Annotated in this window: 13 protein-coding genes, 1 pseudogene and 1 riboswitch; of the genes and pseudogenes, 6 read left to right on the top strand and 8 right to left on the bottom strand. The window is 69.1% G+C overall.

Going from position 1 to position 17,385, the window contains the following annotated elements:
- Window positions 1-226: 226 nt before the first annotated feature.
- Window positions 227-895: pseudogene (locus tag J4Z35_RS01310) on the top strand (PLP-dependent transferase); the annotation flags it as partial.
- Window positions 896-923: 28 nt separating this feature from the next.
- On the opposite strand, the gene J4Z35_RS01305 reads toward J4Z35_RS01310, so the two are convergent.
- The 3 genes from J4Z35_RS01305 to J4Z35_RS01295 form a co-directional block, all read right to left on the bottom strand.
- Complete coding sequence (locus tag J4Z35_RS01305) at window positions 924-1,073, bottom strand: hypothetical protein (RefSeq protein ID WP_160126205.1); 150 nt, start codon at window positions 1,071-1,073, stop codon at window positions 924-926.
- Window positions 1,070-1,258 carry a helix-turn-helix domain-containing protein gene (locus J4Z35_RS01300; RefSeq protein ID WP_131942022.1) on the bottom strand — a complete coding sequence of 63 codons (189 nt, stop codon included), beginning with the start codon at window positions 1,256-1,258 and terminating at the stop codon, window positions 1,070-1,072. The genes J4Z35_RS01305 and J4Z35_RS01300 overlap by 4 nt, the downstream gene beginning before the upstream one ends.
- Before the next feature lie 216 nt (window positions 1,259-1,474).
- A complete protein-coding gene (locus J4Z35_RS01295; protein WP_006947266.1) occupies window positions 1,475-2,353 on the bottom strand; it encodes a PAC2 family protein in 879 nt (292 codons plus the stop codon).
- Between the two features lie 260 nt (window positions 2,354-2,613).
- Between J4Z35_RS01295 and metH the strand changes: the two genes are divergently transcribed.
- Complete coding sequence (gene metH, locus J4Z35_RS01290; protein ID WP_050786620.1) at window positions 2,614-6,306, top strand: methionine synthase; 3,693 nt, start codon at window positions 2,614-2,616, stop codon at window positions 6,304-6,306.
- Window positions 6,307-6,309: 3 nt separating this feature from the next.
- Entirely contained in the window at window positions 6,310-7,062 is a 753-nt protein-coding gene (locus J4Z35_RS01285) for an HAD family phosphatase (RefSeq protein ID WP_006947276.1), read from the top strand.
- 171 nt (window positions 7,063-7,233) lie between these two features.
- Here the strand turns inward: J4Z35_RS01285 and thiC are convergent, their stop codons facing one another.
- The 4 genes from thiC to J4Z35_RS01265 form a co-directional block, all read right to left on the bottom strand.
- Complete coding sequence (thiC, locus tag J4Z35_RS01280) at window positions 7,234-9,099, bottom strand: phosphomethylpyrimidine synthase ThiC (protein WP_006947230.1); 1,866 nt, start codon at window positions 9,097-9,099, stop codon at window positions 7,234-7,236.
- Between the two features lie 89 nt (window positions 9,100-9,188).
- A riboswitch (TPP riboswitch) is annotated at window positions 9,189-9,303 on the bottom strand.
- A 93-nt stretch (window positions 9,304-9,396) separates the two neighbouring features.
- Window positions 9,397-10,107 (bottom strand): CE1759 family FMN reductase, encoded by a 711-nt coding sequence (locus J4Z35_RS01275; RefSeq protein ID WP_006947233.1) that lies wholly within the window; start codon window positions 10,105-10,107, stop codon window positions 9,397-9,399.
- 103 nt (window positions 10,108-10,210) lie between these two features.
- Window positions 10,211-11,401, bottom strand: a complete 1,191-nt coding sequence (locus J4Z35_RS01270; protein ID WP_006947212.1) for a CE1758 family FMN-dependent luciferase-like monooxygenase — start codon at window positions 11,399-11,401, stop codon at window positions 10,211-10,213.
- A 292-nt stretch (window positions 11,402-11,693) separates the two neighbouring features.
- Window positions 11,694-12,539, bottom strand: a complete 846-nt coding sequence (locus J4Z35_RS01265) for a PD-(D/E)XK nuclease family protein (protein WP_006947250.1) — start codon at window positions 12,537-12,539, stop codon at window positions 11,694-11,696.
- A 49-nt stretch (window positions 12,540-12,588) separates the two neighbouring features.
- Here J4Z35_RS01265 and J4Z35_RS01260 point away from each other — a divergent pair, with 49 nt between their 5' ends.
- The 3 genes from J4Z35_RS01260 to arc all read left to right on the top strand — a co-directional run bounded on the left by J4Z35_RS01260 (window position 12,589) and on the right by arc (window position 16,826).
- Window positions 12,589-13,764, top strand: a complete 1,176-nt coding sequence (locus tag J4Z35_RS01260; protein ID WP_006947279.1) for a site-2 protease family protein — start codon at window positions 12,589-12,591, stop codon at window positions 13,762-13,764.
- An 11-nt stretch (window positions 13,765-13,775) separates the two neighbouring features.
- Window positions 13,776-14,984, top strand: a complete 1,209-nt coding sequence (locus J4Z35_RS01255; RefSeq protein WP_006947211.1) for a tRNA (adenine-N1)-methyltransferase — start codon at window positions 13,776-13,778, stop codon at window positions 14,982-14,984.
- Between the two features lie 210 nt (window positions 14,985-15,194).
- Window positions 15,195-16,826 (top strand): proteasome ATPase, encoded by a 1,632-nt coding sequence (arc, locus tag J4Z35_RS01250; protein ID WP_006947264.1) that lies wholly within the window; start codon window positions 15,195-15,197, stop codon window positions 16,824-16,826.
- 148 nt (window positions 16,827-16,974) lie between these two features.
- On the opposite strand, the gene J4Z35_RS01245 is transcribed toward arc, so the two are convergent.
- Window positions 16,975-17,331 carry a DUF3054 domain-containing protein gene (locus tag J4Z35_RS01245; protein WP_006947215.1) on the bottom strand — a complete coding sequence of 119 codons (357 nt, stop codon included), beginning with the start codon at window positions 17,329-17,331 and terminating at the stop codon, window positions 16,975-16,977.
- Window positions 17,332-17,385 lie beyond the last annotated feature (54 nt).

Genomic DNA, 17,385 nt, shown 5'->3' with positions numbered 1-17,385 from the left:
TCAGGCGTTCGCTGATGGCGCGTTCGGCGCGCAGCGCGGCGTGTCGACCGGCAGTGCGCGCAGCAGCCGTTCCTCGCGGGTGGCGCGCCTCGAGGCCGTGAGCCTCGGCGAACCGGACGCCGCCGTCGTCGTACATTTCGCACTGCAGCGTGACGTCGGGGCCCAGCACGTCGAGCACCGCCGCGGCGAGGGCCGAACCGAAACCGCGTCGTCGGGTGGCGTGGGCGTCGTGCGCGCCGCGGGCGACGTGCCCGTCATGGTCGACAACACGTTCGCCACGCCCGTGCTGCAGCAGCCGCTCGCGCTCGGTGCGACGTTGAGCGTGCATTCGGCGACGAAGTTCATGGGTGGTCACGGCGACCTCATGGGCGGCGTCGTCGCGTGTGACGAGGCGTGGGCGCCGCGGCTGCGTCAGGTGCGCGCCATCACGGGGGCGCTGTTGTCGCCCTCGAACGCGTACGGGTTGCACCGTGGGCTGCAGACGCTGCCGATTCGGGTCAAGGCGCAGCAGGAAGGCGCGCGCGCCGTCGCCGAGTGGCTGCTGACGCGCGGCGAGGTGGACGCCGTCATGTGGTCGGGGTTGCCGCAGTTCGACGTCGACGGCATCGCGGCCCGTCAGATGGCCGGGCCCGGTTCGGTGCTCGCGTTCGGCATGGCCGACGGTTTCGATGCGGCCGCCGTCGTGACGTCGGCCTGCCGCCTCATCGTGCACGCCGTCTCGCTCGGGGGAGTCGACACGCTCATCCAGCACCCGGCAGCCCTGACGCACCGTCCCGTGGAGGGGGACGCGAAGCCGTCACAGTCGGTGCTGCGCCTGTCCGTGGGCCTCGAAGACCCCGCCGACCTCATCGCCGACCTCAGCCAGGCCTTCGACGCGGTGCATCAGCGCGGTTGAGCGTGTATCGCTGGGCTACCGGTGGCGGTCACCGCGCTGCGGTGGCCGCCATCGTCCGGGCCGGATGACGCGTGACGCGGCTCAGGTCCTGCACACGCCTGGCGTCAAACCCGATCTCGTCGAGGTCTTCAGCGGCACCCAGCGCCGCCGTCTGCGCGCGATCTGCGCGCGGGCTCATGCGCCGACGCCCCCGCGGGGTTCAGCACGCAGCTCCAGACCCAGCGCGTCGAGGACGGCCGTGAGCTTGTCGAGTCGCACCGTGGCCTTGTTCTGCTCGAGCGAGCAGACGAAGCGTTCGGAGACATTAGCCAGTTCGGCAAGCTCCATCTGGCCGAGGCCGAGGCTGCGCCGCCTCGCTCGCACGTCCTGAACAGGCTCATGCACCCTTCATCGGAACGATCGTGCCGTCAGAGCACTCGTCCTAGGCCGATTCGACCCGAAGCGACACGATCGTTCCGCTTTGGGGTTGAACACACTGCTCGCGCCAACACCAGCACGATCCGACGAGGACCCCTGCTGCCGTCGTCGCGAGAAACTCGGCACGATCATGCCGCTCACGCCAGCCGTTCCGACGGCCCGTCAGACCGTGTCGCCCCCAGGGCCCTGCTCCCCGCGGCGGCTGTCGCCGTCCCGCCGGCGCAGGAACTGCTCGAACTGTTCGGCGATCGCATCGCCGGAGGCCTCGGGCAGTTCGGTGACGTCCATCGAGTGCTCGAGCGTGTCGACGTAGGAGGTCATGTCGCCGTCCTGCGCGACGAGTTCGCTGACGCCACGCTCCCAGGCCCGCGCCTGCTCCTCGAGATCGCCCTCGGGCAGCGCGACGTCGAGCAGTCTCGACAACCCCTGCACCATCGTCCACGTCACCTTCGGCTGCGGGCTGCCCAGCGCGTACTGCGGCATGACGACCCACTGCGCGATCGTCGTCACATCCGAGCGCCCGAGCGCATCGATGAGAATGCCGACGATGCCCGCCGGGCCGACGTACGTCGGCGTCTTCGCGTCATACGCCTCACGCGTCGCCGGCTGCGGCGACGTCAGCGTGACAGGCAGCGGCCGCGTGTGCGGCGTGTCCCCACCGAGCGCACCGCACACCACGACGCGCGCCGGCTCGCTCGCATGGATGGCGTCGAGCAGTTCGGCGAGAAACGCCTTCCACCGGAACGACGGCTCGATGCCCTTGACGATGAGCACGTCGCCCACGGCGTCGAGTCGCGTGTGGAAGATCTCCGTCGTGCGCCAGATGACGCGGCGCTCGCCGTCGACGACGTCGATGCGCGGTTGGTTGACCTGGAAGTCGTAGTAGTCCTCCGGGTCGACGTCGGCCCACAGGCGCGCGCCGGTGGCCTTGACGAGGTGATCCATCGCGTCGAACGCGGCGCCGGTGACGTCGTTCCAGCCCTGGAAGGCGACGAGGACGGTCGGTGGGGTCGACGTGGTGAGGTCGAAGTGACGACGCACAGCGTGTCTCCTTCTGCAGGTCGTGAGAGTGGATCGGGCGCGCGGCGACGATGCGGCGAGGGCCTGACATTCCAGTATGCGGCCAACGGCGTGCACGCTCCAAGGCGGGGCGACGCCGCTCGATAGCATGATGCGACATCCACCCGCCCTCGAAGGGACGTCACGTGAGCAGCCGCTCCAAGGCAACCGACCCGACCACGACCGACCACGACGCCCGCCGCGACGCAGGCGGGGATCGCAGCGAGGAGCTGGCCGCGCTCATGCGTGAGCGAATCCTCGTCATGGACGGCGCGATGGGCACGATGATCCAGCGGCACGGGTTGAGTGAGGACGACTACCGCGGTGAGCGATTCGCCGACTGGCCGAGCGACCTCAAGGGCAACAACGACCTGCTGTCACTGACGCAGCCCGACATCATCGAGGGCATCCACCGCGAGTACCTCGAGGCCGGCGCTGACATCGTCGAGACGAACACGTTCAACGCGCAGCGCATCTCATTGGCTGATTACGACATGTCCGAGTTCGCGTACGAATTCAACGTCGAATCCGCGAAACTCGCTCGCACTGCTGCCGATTCGGTGACCACCGGGGCGCGTCCGAGGTTCGTGGCCGGCGCGATCGGCCCGACGAACCGCACGGCGTCGATCTCACCGGACGTCAACGACCCGGGCGCGCGCAACGTCAGCTTCGACGACCTCGTCGGCGCCTACCTCGAGCAGGCCCGCGGCCTGGCCGACGGCGGCGTCGACCTCATGCTCATCGAGACGATCTTTGACACGCTCAACGCGAAGGCCGCGATCTTCGCGCTGGAGCAGCTGTTCGAGGAACGCGGGCGGCGCTGGCCCGTCATCATCTCCGGCACGATCACCGACGCCTCCGGCCGCACCCTGTCGGGGCAGACGGGCGAGGCGTTCTGGAACTCGGTGCGTCACGCGCGCCCGCTCGCCGTCGGACTCAACTGCGCGCTCGGCGCCGACGAGATGCGCCCCTACGTCGCCGACCTCTCGCGCATCGCCGACTGTTTCGTCTCCTGCTACCCGAACGCTGGCCTGCCCAACGCGTTCGGCGAGTACGACGAGACACCCGAGGCGATGACGCAGACCGTCGCCGCATTCGCGGGCGACGGCCTCGTCAACCTCGTCGGCGGATGCTGCGGCACCTCGCCCGATCACATCGGGGCGATCGCCGACGCGGTCGCCGCCACGGCCCCGCGCAGCGTGCCCGACGTCGCGCCCGCCCTGCGCCTGTCCGGGCTCGAGCCGTTCACCGTCGACGAGGATTCGCTGTTCGTCAACGTCGGTGAGCGCACGAACATCACCGGTTCGGCGCGCTTCCGCAAGCTCATCAAGGACGGCGACTACGCGACGGCGCTGTCCGTCGCCCGTCAGCAGGTCGAGAACGGCGCGCAGATCATCGACGTCAACATGGACGAGGGCATGATCGACGGCGTCGCCGCGATGGATCGCTTCTGCAAGCTCATCGCCTCCGAACCCGACATCTGCCGCGTCCCGGTCATGGTCGACTCCTCGAAGTGGGAGGTCATCGAGGCCGGGCTGAAGTGCATCCAGGGCAAGTCGATCGTCAACTCGATCTCGATGAAGGAGGGCGTCGAACCGTTCATCGAGCACGCCCGGCTGTGCAAGCGCTACGGCGCGGCGATCGTCGTCATGGCGTTCGACGAGGACGGCCAGGCCGACACCCTCGAGCGGCGCAAGACGATCACGAAGCGGGCCTACGACATCCTCACCGGCCCCGACGTCGACTTCCCGGCCGAGGACATCATCTTCGACCCGAACATCTTCGCGATCGGCACGGGCATCGAGGAGCACGCCAACTACGGCGTCGACTTCATCGAGGGCACGCGATGGATCAAGGCGAACCTGCCCGGCGCCCTCGTCAGCGGCGGCGTGTCGAACGTGTCGTTCAGCTTCCGCGGCAACAACCCGGTGCGCGAGGCGATCCACGCCGTCTTCCTCTACCACGCGGTCGCCGCGGGGATGGACATGGGCATCGTCAACGCCGGCGCGCTCGTCGTCTACGACGAGATCGACCCCGAACTGCGCGAGCTGATCGAGGACGTCGTCCTCAACCGGCGCGCCGACGCGACCGAGCGGCTGCTCGAGGCCGCCGAACAGTACAACTCGAGCGGTGAGCAGGCGGAAGCGAAGACGGAACAGTGGCGCGAACTGCCGGTGCGCGAACGCATCACGCATGCGCTCGTCAAGGGCATCGACGACCACGTCGAAGCCGACACCGAGCAGATGCGCGCCGAGCTGGAGGCCGAGGGCAAGCGTCCGCTCGAGGTGATCGAGGGCCCGCTCATGGACGGCATGGGCGTCGTCGGTGACCTGTTCGGCGCCGGCAAGATGTTCCTGCCGCAGGTCGTGAAGTCGGCGCGCGTCATGAAGAAGGCCGTCGCCTACCTCATCCCGTTCATCGAGGCGGAGAAGGAAGCGAGCGGCGTCACGAGCAAGCAGACGAACGGCACCGTCGTGCTCGCCACCGTCAAGGGCGACGTGCACGACATCGGCAAGAACATCGTCGGCGTCGTGCTGCAGTGCAACAACTACGAGGTGATCGACCTCGGCGTCATGGTCGCTCCGCAGAAGATCCTCGACGCTGCGCGCGAGCACGACGCCGACATCATCGGGCTGTCGGGCCTCATCACGCCGTCGCTCGACGAGATGGTGCACCTGGCCTCTGAGATGCAGCGTCAGGGCTTCACTCAGCCGCTGCTCATCGGCGGCGCGACGACGTCGCGTGCGCACACGGCCGTCAAGATCGACGGGCGCTACGACGAGCCCGTCGTGTGGGTGAAGGACGCCTCGCGCTCGGTTCCGGTCGTCGCTGCGCTGTTGTCGACGGGGGAGCGACGCGAGGCGTTGCTCGCCGACGTCGTCGCCGACTACGACGCGTTGCGCGCCCGACACGCGGCCAAGCGCGACGAGCGTCCGTTGCTGACGCTCGACGAGGCGCGGGCCAACGTCACCGAGATGGACTGGGCTGCAGGCGTTCCCGACGCTCCGGCCCTTGCCGTCGACGGCGCCCCCGTGACGAGGGTGTTCACCGACTACCCGGTGAGCGAGCTGCGTGAGTACATCGACTGGCAGCCGTTCTTCGCCGCCTGGGAGATGAAGGGGCGCTTCCCCGACATCCTGAGCAACCCCGCGCAGGGCGAGGCGGCGCGCAAGCTGTACGACGACGCGCAGACGATGCTCGACCGCATCAGTGACGAGGGCTGGTTGCACCCGGCGGGTGTCATCGGGTTCTGGCCGGCGCAGGCCGACGGTGACGACACCGTGCTGTTCGGCGACGCGTCGCGTTCGGCCGAGGTGGCGCGCCTGCACCACCTGCGTCAGCAGGGCACGCACCGTGACGGCGTGCCGAACCGCTCGCTCGCCGACTTCGTCGCCCCTACGGGTGCGGCCGACGACTGGGTCGGTGCGTTCGCCGTGACGGCTGGGACGGAGCTGCCGGAGCGGATCCGCGCGTTCAAGGACGACCTCGACGACTACTCGGCGATCCTGCTCGAGGCCCTCGCCGACCGCCTCGCGGAGGCGTTCGCCGAGCGGCTGCACGAGCGTGTGCGTCGCGAGTTCTGGGGTTACGAGGCAGGGGAGAAGCTGTCGAACGACGAACTCATCAGGGAGCGCTACCAGGGCATCCGTCCCGCGCCCGGCTACCCGGCGTGCCCCGAGCACACCGAGAAGGACACGCTGTTCGACCTGCTCGACGTGACCGCGTCGATCGGGGTCGAACTGACCGAGTCGCGCGCGATGTGGCCCGGCGCGTCCGTGAGCGGGTGGTACTTCGCGCATCCGCAGGCGCAGTACTTCGTCGTCGGGCGGATCGGGCGCGATCAGGTCGCCGACTACGCTGAGCGCAAGGGATGGACGATGGCCGAGGCCGAGCGCCACCTGGCCCCCAACCTCGGATACGACCCGGAGGACTGACGCGTGAACCCGACGCCGCACCTGAACCATCTCGACGCCCGCCTCGACGCGCTCGACTCATCGGCGTCCTCGCGCGCGGCGCATGGTTCGCATGCCCCCCGCGCGATCCTGTGGGACATGGATGGCACCGTCATCGACACCGAGCCGTACTGGATGGAGGCCGAGCGCGGCCTGATCGAGTCGTACGGGGCGTCGTGGAGCGAGGAGCAGGCGTTCCAGCTCGTCGGCAACGCGCTGCCCGTCACGGGTCGGATGATCAAGGATCAGACGGGTATTCCGTTGACGCCGGACGAGATCGTCGACATCCTGCTCGAGCAGGTCATCGAGAAGCTGAAGCAGCACGTGCCGTGGCGCCCCGGCGCGCAGGAGCTGCTGCTCGCCGCCCACGAGGCGGGGATGCCGTGCGCGCTCGTCACGATGTCGTACGAGTCGTTCGCGCGGGTGCTCGTCGACGCGCTGCCGGCCGGGACGTTCGAGGTCGTCGTCACCGGTGACATGGTGAGCGCGGGCAAACCGGACCCGGAGGCGTACGTGCGGGCCGCGGCAGAGCTGGGCCTGCGCCCGGATCAGTGCGTCGCGATCGAGGATTCGGCGACGGGCGTGCGCTCGGCCGTCGCGGCCGGCGTCCCCACGCTCGCCGTGCCGCATCTCGTCGAGATTCCGCAGCTCGACGGCCTCGTCGTCGTCCCCGACCTCGCCGCCGTCAGCCTCGACGACCTGCCGCGTCTGGCGGAGCAAGCTCGCGCGACGCGCTGATGCTCGAGCCGGCCCGGCAGGCCGTGGCACAGGCGAATGTGACCGAAAATCGCAGATGGGTACGCCGTTCGCGAATGTGGACGTAGATCGCAGATGGGGCGGGCACGGACGGAGACAAGAGTCGGTGAGGGGCGGAGTCGAGTTGCTCCACCCCTCACCGTTGCGAACCCGTCAGTCCTGGGGCGTGGGGGTTGCCAGGGCGTGGGCGGTGTCGGGGTCGACGTAGACGCTGCGCCCGAGCTCGACGAACGTCTTCGACATCTGCTGCATGCCCTCGCGCGCCTCGCTCTCGCTGACGACGCGCTGCTGGGCGCCGGCGTCGCCGAAGCGGTCGCGCACGTCCTGGCTGATGCGCATCGAGCAGAACTTCGGCCCGCACATCGAGCAGAAGTGTGCTGTCTTCGCCGCCTCGGCGGGCAGCGATTCGTCGTGGAACTCGCGCGCGGTGTCGGGGTCGAGCGACAGGTTGAACTGGTCGTTCCAACGGAACTCGAAGCGCGCCTTGCTCAACGCGTCGTCCCACGCTCGCGCGCCGGGGTGGCGCTTCGCGACGTCCGCGGCGTGCGCCGCGAGCTTGTACGTGATGACGCCGGTCTTGACGTCATCACGGTTCGGCAGGCCGAGGTGCTCCTTCGGCGTGACGTAGCACAGCATCGCGGTGCCACCCATCGCGATCGTCGTCGCGCCGATGGCGGAAGTGATGTGGTCGTAGCCGGGTGCGACGTCGGTGACGAGCGGGCCGAGCGTGTAGAACGGCGCGCCGTCACACCACTCCTGCTGCAGGCGCACGTTCTCCTCGACGAGGTCGAGCGGCACGTGCCCGGGGCCCTCGACCATGACCTGGACGTCGAACTGCCATGCCCGCTTCGTCAGCTCGGCGAGGGTGCGCAGCTCGGAAAGCTGCGCCTCGTCGTTGGCGTCGGCGGTACAGCCAGGGCGCAGGCCGTCACCGAGGGAGAAGGCGACGTCGTAGCGGGCGAAGATCTCGCACAGCTCGTCGAAGTGGGTGTAGAGGAAGTTCTCCTCGTGGTGCGCGAGACACCAGCCGGCCATGATCGAGCCGCCGCGGCTGACGATGCCCGTGATGCGCTCGGCCGTCATCGGCACGTAGCGCAGCAGCACGCCGGCGTGGATCGTCATGTAGTCGACGCCCTGCTCGCACTGCTCGATGACGGTGTCGCGGAAGATCTCCCACGTCAGCTTGTCGGCCTCACCGTTGACCTTCTCGAGGGCCTGGTAGATCGGCACGGTGCCGATCGGGACGGGGGAGTTGCGGAGGATCCACTCGCGCGTTGTGTGGATGTCGTCACCGGTCGACAGGTCCATGACGGTGTCGGCGCCCCACGTCGTCGCCCACGTCAGCTTGTCGACCTCCTCGGCGATCGACGACGTCACGGCCGAGTTTCCGATGTTCGCGTTGACCTTGACGAGGAAGCGACGCCCGATGATCATCGGCTCGCTCTCCGGGTGGTTGACGTTGGCGGGGATGATCGCGCGTCCGGCGGCGACCTCGTCGCGCACGAGTTCGAGGGCGCAGTTCTCGCGGGCGGCGACGAATCGCATCTCGGGGGTGATCAATCCCTTACGGGCGTAGTGCATCTGGGTGACGACGGCGCCGTCCTTCGAGCGCAGCGGTGCGCGACGTTCGCCGCGCCACTCGTGGCTCGCCTCACCGCGTCGGACGGCCGAGCGGCCGTCGTCGAGCAGGGTGCGCTCTCGGCCGGCGTACGTCTCGACGTCGTCGCGCTCGGCGATCCACTCGGCGCGCAACGGCGGCAGCCCGACCTCGGGGTCACTGCCCGGGCCGGAGGTGTCGTACAGCTCGACGGGAGCGTTGGCCGCGCCGGTGCCGGGGGAGTTGTCGAGGATGACCTCGGTGTAGGGCACGCGCAGGCCGTCCGCGTCTCGGTACTGCTTGCGGCGAGCGTCCGATCCGTCAGCGGGGGTGGTTGCGCGCCTCTGAACCGCGGCCGACGCCGGCGACGTGGCTGCTCGGTCGGTGGTGGCCGCGAGGTCGCGGGCGTTGAACGTCGTCATGATGGTGCCTCCTTCGGATCGGACGAAGGCACGGCAAGACCCCACGCAGCAGGCGTCGACGAACGTCGGCACCGAACGGAGGATGAGCGACCATGAGGTCTCCTTGGCTGCCTGCGCCGGCATGATCCGGGTCAGGTCGGGTAGCGGTCGGAGCAGTATCAGCTCCCTCTCAGCCCTGTTCTCAGGACTCCCACGAAGGACGCTTCCGACTATGGCACATCCCGGCAGACGAACGTGACGAAGGGGTCCGTCAGGTTCGTGACGAACCTGACGGACCCCTCCGGTCACGAGTCGTGCTCAGCGGCGCAACATCTCTTCCATCGTCGGCACCGCGACGAACGGATCGCGCGCCCGATTGCGCGTCTCGGCAAGCGTACGAACCGATTTCGACGATGTTCTCGGCGCTTCCCCATCCTTGGACACGCGCGCGCCAGAACCGCCGTTCACCACCACGTCTGCTCCGCCGAGCACGCGCTCTAGCTGCTGCGTCAACTCACCGGCGGCCTCGCTCGCCCGCGCTTCCAGGCCTCGCCCGGCCCAGTCGTCGGGCGCGGCGTAGACCGCCGTCGGCATGACGAGCGCCTTCATGTACGCGAACAGCGGTCGCAAGGCGGTGTCCGTCACCAGTGAGTGTCGGGCGGAACCGCCCGTCGCGCCGACGATGACGGGCACGCCGCTCAGCACGCCGCCCGCAGTCGCATCCCAGAACGACTTGAACAAGCCCGTGAAGCTCGCCTTGTACGTCGGCGTCACCGCGACCACGGCGTCGGCCGCGCCCAGCACCTCGTAGGCGTCCGCGAGCGCCGGGGGAGCGAACCCCGTCAACGACGCCGTCGTGATGTCGTGCGCCAGCGCCCGCAGGTCGATCCGCTCGACGACGACCTCGCTGCCCTGCTCCCGCGCACTCTCGACAACCGCGTCGCTCAGCAGCTGGGCGAGACGATGCGTCGACGATTCCTCACTCAACCCGCCGCTGATCACGGCGAGGCGTGCCGTCCAGTTCATCATCGTGTTCTCCTTCGTCTCGTTGCTCTGAGTTTGGGCGTAACGCCGCCGCCGGCGTCGCCCGCCCGGCCCGGTCAGCCGAGTTGTCGACGAACCGGGCTGATGCTCAACGGTCTTCGGCGCGCGTTCCCGTCACGTCGTCGGTCTTCGGAGCACGCGGCACACCTGTCTCGACGCCGCCCATCTGACCGGCGTCAGCCGAGGGCGTGTCGGTCGCCTGGGCAGCGCGCGCAGCCAGCAGGCTGGCATGCGTCGGGGCATCAGGCACGCCGGCGGCGCGTCGGATGTCCATCTCGGCGCGCAGCTGCGGCACGACCTTCGTGCCGAGCAGCTCGATCTGGTGCATGACCTCGGCGTGCGGCAGCCCGGCGTGGTCGATGAGGAACAGCTGACGCTGGTAGTCACCGACGTAGTCGCGGAAGCCGAGCGTGGCCTCGACGACCTCGTCCGGCGTGCCGACCGTCAGCGGCGTCTGACGCGTGTAGTCCTCCAACGAACCCGCCCCGCCGTAGACCGGCGCGTGATCGAAGTAGGGGCGGAACGTCTCCATCGCCTTCGCCTTCGACTCGGCCATGAACACCTGCCCACCGAGGCCGACGATCGCGTCCTGCGCCCGGCCGTGACCGTAGTGCTCGAAGCGTTCCCGGTAGAACTGCACCATCTGCGCAGCGTGCTGCGGCGGCCAGAAGATGTGGTTGTGGAAGAAACCGTCACCGTAGTAGGCGGCCTGCTCCGCGATCTCGGGGCTGCGGATCGAGCCGTGCCAGACGAACGGCGCGATGTCGTCGAGCGGGCGCGGCGTCGAGGTGAAACCCTGCAGCGGTGTGCGGAACTTGCCCTCCCACGTCACGTTCTCTTCGTTCCACAGGCGGCGCAGCAGCGCGTAGTTCTCGATGGCGAGCGGGATGCCGTCGCGGATGTCCTTGCCGAACCACGGGTAGACCGGGCCGGTGTTGCCACGCCCCAGCATGAGGTCGACGCGGCCGCCGGCGAGATGCTGCGCGTAGGCGTAGTCCTCGGCGATGCGCACCGGGTCCGTCGTCGTGATGAGCGTCGTCGACGTCGACAGGATGATGTTCTTCGTCACCACCGCGAGGTTCGCCATCAGCACGGCCGGGTTGGCCGGTGCGACGAACGGCGGGTTGTGGTGCTGGCCGGTGGCGAAGACGTCGAGGCCCACCTCGTCGGCGAGCTTCGCCATCTCGACGGTGTTCGCGATGCGCTCGTGCTCGCTGACGGTGCGCCCTGTCGTCGGGTTCGTCGTGACGTCACCGACGGTGAAGATGCCGAACTGCATGAGGGCCTCCCTTGGTCCATGCATTCATGTAGTTGAAAATGCAACTACTTGCGGAACGGGACGGCGCGGCCGGTTATTCCAGCTGCGCGCGCGGTGACCCTGGCCCTGCGCGGCCCAACTGCGATCCCCGTACCCATCTGCGATCTTCGTCTTATTCAATGGACGTTGGTGAATGAGCGGTTGTCGTCAGCCTCGCCGCGGAGGCGGGCGCGGTGCAGGAGGCGATAGATGCCCGCAACGCGTCACTCGGACGGTGGCTGCCGCTTCGACGACCGGCCCGAACGGTCATCCTTCAGTCGCCATCGACGTCTCCGAGGTCGCCGGTGGTGCGGGGACCGAGCGCGAGACGCGCCGCGTGCTCGGGCAGCGGCGGGGGAGTGCCGCCCCATTCCGGGCACAGCGCCTTGTGATCGCACCACGAGCACAAGCGCGACTTCTTGGGCCGCCAGTCACCCGTCCGAGCGCAGCGCTCGATCGCGCGCCACAGCGCCTTGAGCTTGCGTTCGAGCGCGAGCAAGTCGGCCTCGTCGGGTTGATAACGCAAGAACTGACTGTTGCCCAGGTAGACGAGTTGCAGCATGAGCGGCATGACGCCCCGCGTGCGCCAGATGACGAGCGCGTAGAACTTCATCTGGAACAACGCCTTGTTCTCGAAGAGCTCCGACGGCGCCCGTCCCGTCTTGTAGTCGACGACGCGGATCTGCCCGCCGGGAGCGACGTCGAGGCGGTCGATGTACCCGCGCAGCGTGAGCCCGTCGAGGTCGGCCTCGACGTAGAGCTCGCGCTCGGCGGGTTCGAGGAACTGCGGGTTCTCCATCGCGAACCACTTCTCGACGAGCTTCTCCGCATCACGCAGCCACGTCGCGAGATCGTGCGGTGTGCTGCCCGCGAGTTCGGCCAGCTCCGGTTCGTCGGTGAGCATGTCCTCCCAGGCATGGGGGACGAGGTCGAGCGCCCGCTCGAGCGTGCGTTTCGGGGCGTCGACGTCGAAGATGCGCTCGAGCACCGAATGGACGAGCGTCCCCCGCGACGCCGCCGCACTCGGCGACTCCGGCAGCTTGTCGATGACGCGGAAGCGATAGAGCAGGGGACACTGCATGAAGTCGGAGGCGCGCGACGGAGACAACGAAGCGGGCATCCGAGAAGTCTAATCATCCCGGCGCACGAGGCCCACATAGTCTTGGGGCATGCCCCAGCCCACACCCGGCCTCAAGATCGCCTCACTGCGCGGCGTCCCCGTCTACATCGGACGCACGTGGCCGATCATCGCCGTCATCATCGTCGCGATCTTCGGCCCGCAGGTCGCCTCGCTTCACCCCGAATGGGGTTTCGGCGCGTACGTCGTCGGCATCGGGTACGCGTTGTTGCTGCTGCTCAGCGTGCTCGTCCACGAGGCGGCGCACGCCCTCGTCGCACAGGCTTGCCACTACCGCGTCACGCATATCGTCGCCGACCTCATGGGCGGCCACACGAGCTACGACACCCCCGACGCGACGCCCGGACGCAGCGCGCTCGTCGCCGCCGTCGGGCCGCTGTCGAACGCGGTGCTCGCGGTGATCGGCTTCCTCGGCCACCGCGCGAGTGACGGCGACGGCGCCGTGCCGCTGCTGCTCGGGGCGTTCGCGTGGAGCAACGCGTTCGTCGCGGCGTTCAACGCGTTGCCCGGTCTGCCGCTCGATGGTGGGTTCCTCGTCGACGCGCTCGTGTGGAAGCTGACGGGCAACCGCGCCACGGGCATGAAGGCCGCCGGCTGGTGCGGACGCATCGTCGCCATCGGCGTGGCCGCGTGGGCCGTGCTCGGGTTCGTACGCGCGCCCGGCTCGCTGTGGAGCCTCGTGTGGCTGCTGTTCATCGCCTCGTTCCTCTGGCGCGGCGCGAGCGTCGCCGTCAACGTCGGCATCAACCGCGAGTTCCTCGGCGGCATCCGAGTCGCCGACGTCATCCGCCCCGCCGTCGCCGTCCCCGCGAGCACGCCCGTCGCGGCACTGCCGGAGACGGGCGACACGATCGTCCTCATCGACGCAGACGGCGCCGCCAGCGCCCTCGTCGCGCCCGGTGCGCACGTGCGGGTGCCCGTGGATCAGCGCCCGCACGTGCCCGCGAGCGCCCTCGGCGAGGCCCTGCTGCCGCATGCGGGCGCCGTCATCTCCTCACCGCAGGACGACGTGATGGCGATCCTGCCCGCGTTCGAGGGCGATCCGACGCCGGGTGTCGTCACCGTCAGCATGCCGGTGGAAGGGCAGCCCGCAGCTGCCGACGACCCGGTCGCGCTGCGACTGGTCGGCATCGCGACGCTCGCCGACCTCGAGCGTGCGATGCAGCGTCACGCGCACGAGAGCGGCACCATGCCGCGGGGCGCCTAGACTTGCTCCCCATGAGCGAGAGCGATCAGACCCCCGCCCCGTCGACCGGCGCCGAGTACCGCCGCGGCCCCTTCCGGGAGGGCGAGCGCATCCAGCTCACCGACCCCAAGGGGCGCATGCACACGATCACGCTGACGCCCGGCAAGCAGTTCCACACCCACCGCGGTCACATCAAGCACGACGACCTCATCGGTTCGCCCGATGCGGTGACGGTGACGAACACGGCGGGCGTCGAGTACCTCGCGGTGCGTCCGCTGCTGAGCGACTACGTCATGTCGATGCCGCGCGGCGCGGCCGTCGTCTATCCGAAGGACGCCGGGCAGATCGTCACGATGGCCGACATCTTCCCCGGCGCACGCGTCGTCGAAGCGGGCGTCGGTTCGGGTGCGTTGTCGATGTCGCTGCTGCGCGCCGTCGGTGAGGACGGGCGCCTGTACTCGTTCGAGCGTCGCGAGGACTTCGCCGCCATCGCCGCGGGCAACGCGCGCGAGTTCTTCGGCGTCGACCACCCGGCGTGGAGCATCACCGTCGGCGACCTGGTCGAGGCGCTGCCGCAGACCGTCGAGTCGGGCACGATCGACCGCGTCGTGCTCGACATGCTCGCGCCCTGGGAGTGCCTCGACGTCGTTCACGAGGCGCTCGCGCCCGGCGGCGTGCTCATCTGTTACGTCGCGACGGCGACGCAGTTGTCGCGCGTCGCCGAGGCCGCGCGCGATCACGGCGGCTTCACCGAGCCGAACGCGTGGGAGAGCCTCGTGCGCGGCTGGCACCTCGAAGGCCTCGCGGTGCGCCCCGAGCACCGCATGCACGCCCACACCGGCTTCCTCATCTCCACGCGCCGCCTCGCCGACGGCGTCGCCGCGCCGCTCGTCAAGCGCCGCCCTGCCAAGGGTGCCTACGGTGACGACGGCGCTCCCGCCAGCGCCCCGGAGCCCACGCCCGACGACGCGTGGACACCCGAAGCCGTCGGCGAACGCCCCGTCTCCGACAAGAAGATGCGCAAGCTCGTGCGCTCGTTCGAGAACACCCCGACGGCACAGGCGCTCGCGGGCGATGACACCGCACGCGCCCCTGAGTCGGCGGCGCCGGCGGGCTCTGACGACGCTTCGGTGGCGCAGGCGAGCGCCGGCTCGGCCGCCGACGCGGAGACGTCCGTCGCTGCTGAACCGGACGCTGCCGCAGAGAACGCCGAGGCGCCCGTCGCAACCGATCAGGACTGACGCGAGGGTCGTCTCAGACGTCGTCATCGAGGCACCAGCCAGCCATCAGCGCCTCGTCGAACGAGCACGATCCACTTGGGTCGTGCTCGTTCGTCGTCGCGGGTGTGCGCAGGTCGATAGGGTGGAACGAGTGGCTGCTCGGGCCGCGCTTCGGTGCGCACGAGGAGCCGGACGGCTCTGACGAGCACCCCGAAGGCGAAGGAAACGGTGATGAGTGGCCCGAAGTTCGACCCGACGGACCGGACGTCGTCCTCGAACGACACGTCATCAGGCGCGACGTCGCCCGCCGACGTCCTGCGGCTGCGTTCGCAGTTGACGACGGTGTCGTCGCAGAACGAGCGTCTCGTGCGCACGCTCAAGGATGCGCGCGACCAGATCGCGTCGATGAAGGGTGAGATCGAACGTCTCGCGCAGCCGCCGAACAACTACGCCACCGTCATCGCGGCGCATGACGACGGCAGCGCCGACATCTTCTACATGGGCCGAAAGATGCTCGTGTCGTTCTCGCCCGCGATCACGATCGAGGAGCTCGTGCCCGGCCAGGAGGTCATGGTCAACGAGGCCATGAACATCGTCAGGGTCGTCGGGTTCGAGCGCGCCGGCGAGACCGTCACGCTCAAGGAGACGCTCGAGGACGGCCGCCTGCTCGTCGCGACGGGCAACGACGAGGAACGTGTCGTCCGCACCGCCGGGCCGCTCGCGGACGTGACGGTGCGTCCCGGCGACACGCTGCTCATGGAGGCCAAGAGCGGTTTCGTGCTCGAACGGCTGACGCGCGCGGAGGTCTCCGACCTCGGGCTCGAGGAGGTGCCCGACATCGACTACTCCGACATCGGGGGTCTCGCCGGGCAGATCGAGACGATCCGCGACTCCGTCGAGTTGCCGTTCCTGCACGCCGATCTGTACGCCGAGCACCACCTGCGTCCACCGAAGGGCGTGCTGCTCTATGGCCCGCCTGGGTGTGGAAAGACGTTGGTGGCCAAGGCGGTTGCCGCGTCGCTCGCGAAGCAGGTCGCGGCGAAGCAGGGCAACTCGGACGCGACGAGCTACTTCCTCAACATCAAGGGCCCGGAGCTGCTCAACAAGTACGTCGGCGAGACGGAGCGTCACATCCGCGTGCTGTTCCAGCGCGCGCGTGAGGTCGCGAGTTCGGGCACGCCGGTCGTCGTGTTCTTCGACGAGATGGAGTCACTGTTCCGCATCCGTGGCGCCGGCGTCAGCTCGGACGTCGAGACGACGATAGTGCCGCAGCTGCTCGCCGAGATCGACGGCGTCGAGAGCCTCGAGAACGTCATCGTCATCGGCGCGAGCAACCGCGAGGACATGATCGACCCGGCCGTCCTGCGCCCGGGGCGCCTCGACGTCAAGATCCGCATCGAACGCCCCGACGAGGTCGCCGGGCGCGACATCTTCGGCAAGTATCTGACGCCGGCCCTGCCGTTCCACGCCGACGAGATCGCCGCGCACGACGGCGATCCGTCGAAGGTTGCGGCGTCGCTCATCGACATCGCTGCGGGGGAGTTGTATGCCCGCGACGACGCGCACGCCTACCTCGAGGCGACGTACGCGGACGGTTCGCGCGAGGTGCTGTACTTCGCCGACTTCGCGAGCGGCGCGATGATCCAGAACATCGTCGACCGCGCGAAGAAGGCCGCGATCAAGGCCCTCATCACTTCCGAGGAGCGCGGTATTCGCGCGGAGCACGTGCGTCAGGCGTGCCGTGACGAGTTCCGCGAGAACGAGGATCTGCCCGGCACGAGTAACCCCGACGACTGGGCCCGCGTGTCCGGCCGCCGCGGTGAGCGCATCGTCAACATCCGCACGCTCGCGGACAAGAACTGACTGACGCGTCGCCACGGGTCAGTCCCGCAGCACCTCGACGAGCCGCGCGACGCCGCGTTCCAGTTCGGCTTCGTCCGGCGTCCGGCGCCATGCGGGCGAGGACGCGAGGTGCCGTATCGCTGCGGCGATTCCCGAACGGGGAGCCGGATCAGGCGCGACGACGTTCCAGCACGCGCGCGACGAGACGCCAGCCGAGCATGCACGCGCCGTTGAACGCCAGCGCGACGATGACGAACGCGACGGCCGTGCCGTGCCCGGAGACCTGACGCAGGATCATTCCGACGATGACCGTCGTCAGCCACACGATCACTCCCGACGTCAGCGAGCGCCCCGGCAATCGCTTCATGACGACAAGGACGATCCACCCGACGATCGCTCCCACGACGAACGGCCACGCCGTCGTCACGATGCCGGTGAGGGCGTCGGCCTCGCCGTGGTTGCGCCGTCCGACGGCGGCGAAGACGAGGACGACGAGCAGGTCGAGAAGCGGCGCGAGAGCAAGCATGACCCCACCGTATCCGCCGATCTTGCCCGGGTTTCGCAGCGCAGACGCCGCGGA

This window comes from Dermacoccus sp. NHGro5 (assembly GCF_017565385.1).
GTDB lineage: Bacteria > Actinomycetota > Actinomycetes > Actinomycetales > Dermatophilaceae > Dermacoccus > Dermacoccus nishinomiyaensis.
This window is presented reverse-complemented; position numbering and strand designations above follow the sequence as displayed.

Bases quoted from the DNA above. Each gene is read 5' to 3' on its own strand.
- J4Z35_RS01305 (WP_160126205.1), bottom strand. From the start codon at position 1,073: ATGAGCCCGCGCGCAGATCGCGCGCAGACGGCGGCGCTGGGTGCCGCT.
- metH (WP_050786620.1), top strand. From the start codon at position 2,614: ATGCGTGAGCGAATCCTCGTCATGGACGGCGCGATGGGCACGATGATC.
- thiC (WP_006947230.1), bottom strand. From the start codon at position 9,099: ATGACGACGTTCAACGCCCGCGACCTCGCGGCCACCACCGACCGAGCA.
- J4Z35_RS01275 (WP_006947233.1), bottom strand. From the start codon at position 10,107: ATGATGAACTGGACGGCACGCCTCGCCGTGATCAGCGGCGGGTTGAGT.
- J4Z35_RS01270 (WP_006947212.1), bottom strand. From the start codon at position 11,401: ATGCAGTTCGGCATCTTCACCGTCGGTGACGTCACGACGAACCCGACG.
- J4Z35_RS01265 (WP_006947250.1), bottom strand. From the start codon at position 12,539: ATGCCCGCTTCGTTGTCTCCGTCGCGCGCCTCCGACTTCATGCAGTGT.
- J4Z35_RS01260 (WP_006947279.1), top strand. From the start codon at position 12,589: ATGCCCCAGCCCACACCCGGCCTCAAGATCGCCTCACTGCGCGGCGTC.
- J4Z35_RS01255 (WP_006947211.1), top strand. From the start codon at position 13,776: ATGAGCGAGAGCGATCAGACCCCCGCCCCGTCGACCGGCGCCGAGTAC.
- arc (WP_006947264.1), top strand. From the start codon at position 15,195: ATGAGTGGCCCGAAGTTCGACCCGACGGACCGGACGTCGTCCTCGAAC.
- J4Z35_RS01245 (WP_006947215.1), bottom strand. From the start codon at position 17,331: ATGCTTGCTCTCGCGCCGCTTCTCGACCTGCTCGTCGTCCTCGTCTTC.